General features: G+C 69.0%; 1 protein-coding gene. It reads left to right on the top strand.

Features of this window, described 5'->3' with window-relative positions; genetic code table 11:
• Nucleotides 1-1400: aldehyde dehydrogenase family protein (locus WBG82_RS00735; protein WP_424420162.1), on the top strand; the 1400-nt coding region annotated here is incomplete at its 5' end.
• Nucleotides 1401-1502: the final 102 nt, after the last annotated feature.

Raw genomic sequence — 1502 nt, 5'->3', positions numbered from 1 at the left:
CCCTTCGCGAGACGAACGCCGCCGAGGCCGAGGCCGCGATTGGCCGGGCGCAGTCCGCCTATCTCGCCTGGCGCAAGGTGCCGGCGCCGCGGCGCGGCGAGTTCGTGCGCCTGCTCGGCGAGGAATTGCGCGCCGCCAAGGCCGATCTCGGCCTGCTGGTGACGCTGGAGGCCGGCAAGGTCACCTCCGAGGGTCTCGGCGAGGTGCAGGAGATGATCGACATCTGCGACTTCGCGGTCGGCCTGTCGCGCCAGCTCTACGGCCTGACCATCGCGACCGAGCGCCCGAACCACCGGATGATGGAGACCTGGCATCCGCTCGGCGTCGTGGGCGTGATCTCGGCTTTCAACTTCCCGGTCGCGGTCTGGTCGTGGAACGCGGCGCTCGCCTTCGTCTGCGGCGACAGCGTCGTCTGGAAGCCCTCCGAGAAGACCCCGCTCACCGCGCTCGCCGTGCAGGCCATCGTCGAGAAGACGATGAAGCGCTTCGGCCCCGAGGCGCCGGCCGGCCTCTCCGAGGTACTGATCGGCGGCCGCGAGATCGGCGACATCCTGGTCAACGACCACCGCGTTCCCGTCGTCTCGGCCACCGGCTCGACCCGCATGGGCAAGGAAGTCGGCCAGAAGCTCGCCGCGCGCTTCGCCCGCGCCATCCTCGAGCTCGGCGGCAACAATGCCGCGATCGTCGCTCCCTCGGCCGATCTCGACATCGCGCTGCGCGGCATCGCCTTCGCGGCGATGGGCACCGCCGGCCAGCGCTGCACCACTTTGCGCCGCCTGATCGTGCATGAGGACGTCTACGACAAGCTCGTGCCGAAGCTCGCCAAGGTCTACGGATCGGTGAAGATCGGCGATCCGCGCGAGGCCGGCGTGCTGGTCGGCCCGCTCGTCGACGAGGCCGCCTATCAGGGCATGCAGAAGGCGCTCTCCGAGGCCAAGGCCGAAGGCGGCAAGGTCCATGGCGGCGAGAAGGTCGATGTCGGCGCGGGCGGCTTCTATGTCCGCCCGGCCCTGGTCGAGATGCCGAAGCAGTGCGGCCCGGTCGAGCGCGAGACCTTCGCCCCGATCCTCTATGTGATGAAGTACAAGTCCATCGACGAGGCGATCGCGATCCAGAACGCCGTCGGCGCGGGTCTCTCCTCCTCGATCTTCACGCTGAACATGCGCGAGGCCGAGCTCTTCGTCTCCGACGAGGGCTCGGATTGCGGCATCGCCAACGTCAATATCGGCCCCTCGGGCGCCGAGATCGGCGGCGCCTTCGGCGGCGAGAAGGAGACGGGCGGCGGCCGCGAGGCCGGTTCGGACGCCTGGAAGGCCTATATGCGCCGCGCCACCAACACCGTGAACTACGGCACCACGCTGCCGCTGGCGCAGGGCGTCAGCTTCGACGTGGATGCGTGACACAGAACGTCATGCCCGGGCGCCTGATAGCGGCGGCCCGGGAATCTCATGACAAGAAGACACTGGTTTCCGGGATGGTCGGGTCAAGCCCGACCATGACGG

This window comes from Parvibaculum sp., from assembly GCF_049671045.1.
Taxonomy (GTDB): domain Bacteria; phylum Pseudomonadota; class Alphaproteobacteria; order Parvibaculales; family Parvibaculaceae; genus Parvibaculum.
This window is presented reverse-complemented; position numbering and strand designations above follow the sequence as displayed.